The organism is Pricia sp., from assembly GCF_041745955.1.
GTDB lineage: Bacteria > Bacteroidota > Bacteroidia > Flavobacteriales > Flavobacteriaceae > Pricia.
In genome coordinates this window covers 1-1,669 of the sequence record NZ_JBGTHY010000537.1, presented here as the reverse complement: position 1 = coordinate 1,669, position 1,669 = coordinate 1, and the positions used below count along the sequence as shown (strand labels likewise).

Here is a 1,669-nt window from a genome sequence, read left to right as displayed (position 1 = left end):
TATAGCCTTTTATTAAAGGGTATTGAAAGGACTGGCTTAAAGCAAGAAATAAGTAAGGCGAAAAGTTCATTCGAATCCTTTAAAGCAATACAACTTATTGCAATGGGAGCAGCAGTAATACTGGCAACGATCGTGATTTATATAGTATTTTTTCAAAATAAACCGAAAGCCCAAAATGATTTTGAAGGGTCGCCCGTAGAATCGGTTACATTGAAAAACTCGAAAGAAGAAGAAAGTTTAGTATTCTTTGAGGATACGATCAGCGGTACTTTGAAAAATAACGCGAAAAATCCGCTACACTTAATGATTGCAGATAGTGGTATGGCTGGGAGGAATGAGAAATTTCAGATCTTAAAAGACCCCCAAATCTTCATATTAAATACAATAAGGGATACAATTTTGGGCTGTAAAGAAGGAACAAGGATATTTGTGCCAAAAAATTCGTTTGTAATTAAAAATTCTGGGGTACCAGTTTCTGGATCAATCAACTTTAAGGTTTCGGAGTATTATAAATTATCGGATTTATTATTAGCAAAACTCTCAACCACTTCTAACGGGGAACAACTGGAGACCGGGGGCATGTTGTTTATAGAGGCTTTTCAAAATGATCAAAAACTCGAATTAAAACAAGGCAACACACTAGATATTCTGTTTGCTGGGCGCAAGGAAGATGATGGAATGAAGCTATTCCATGGAGACTGGGTACAAGGTAAAACCAACTGGATACTTGCCGAAGATAAAACCGAAAATATCCAAAACCTAAAGAAGGAGGAAGATATAGAAGTTCCATTTGCGGTGATAGAAGAAATACCTCGTTTTCCGGGTTGTCAGGGGATTGCCAAAGAAGAGGCTAAGAAATGCACCTCCGATGCAATTGGTAAGTTTATTTCCGAGAATTTTAATTTCGGCATTGCCGCAAGTCTCCGACTAGAGGGAAATCAACGAATCAGCGTCATTTTTAAGATCAATAAGAACGGTGAAATTCTTTACGTTAATTCGAGAGGACCACATCCGTTGCTGGAGGAGGAAACTAACAGAGTGATTTCCTCTATGCCCAAATTTATCCCTGGAAAACAGAGAGGGCGTGCCGTAACCGTTCCTTACTCACTTCCGTTTCTCTTTAGCATCGATGGTGACAAAGCAACGGTTTTTAGCCAGAATTCAACTAGAAACTTTAATCTAGATATCAGAGATATTCCTATGGATACAATTGTCACTATTGTGAGAGGCGAGGTTGAAAAGATCCAAGAGGTCATGCATGATGCCGATTTTGAAGTTGATTCCAATTACATAAAGTCATGGAATGAATTTGAAAAGCAAAACCTGATCAGAATTTTCGGAAAAGCATCCGAAAAACAGGTGATGCTCAGAAAATCTTTATTTGAAGTTGCAGAAAGTCGATTTAAACAATTAGCATCGGACTCGGTTACGAGAGGCGGCCATATACTCCGCAAAGTTTGGGATTCTACTAAAATTCCAACAACATCAAAGATAATAACGTTAGTTCCCAGGAAGCAGGTTTATTTGGGAACTGAGCGAATGGACATACAGGATTTTGAGAACGAATTGCTTTCAGATAGTACCTCAAACCGCATAGGTTCGTACGATTTAAGCCGCTATGCTTTTAAAACCACCAGCTTGGGATGGCTGAACTGTGACAGGTTTCTCC

At 38.8% G+C, this 1,669-nt stretch carries 1 protein-coding gene; it reads left to right on the top strand.

Translation table 11 applies throughout. From position 1 onward, the window contains the following. Positions 1 to 1,669, top strand: a 1,669-nt coding sequence (locus ACEW8S_RS19080) for an energy transducer TonB (RefSeq protein ID WP_373519697.1), incomplete at both ends; no start/stop codon positions are given.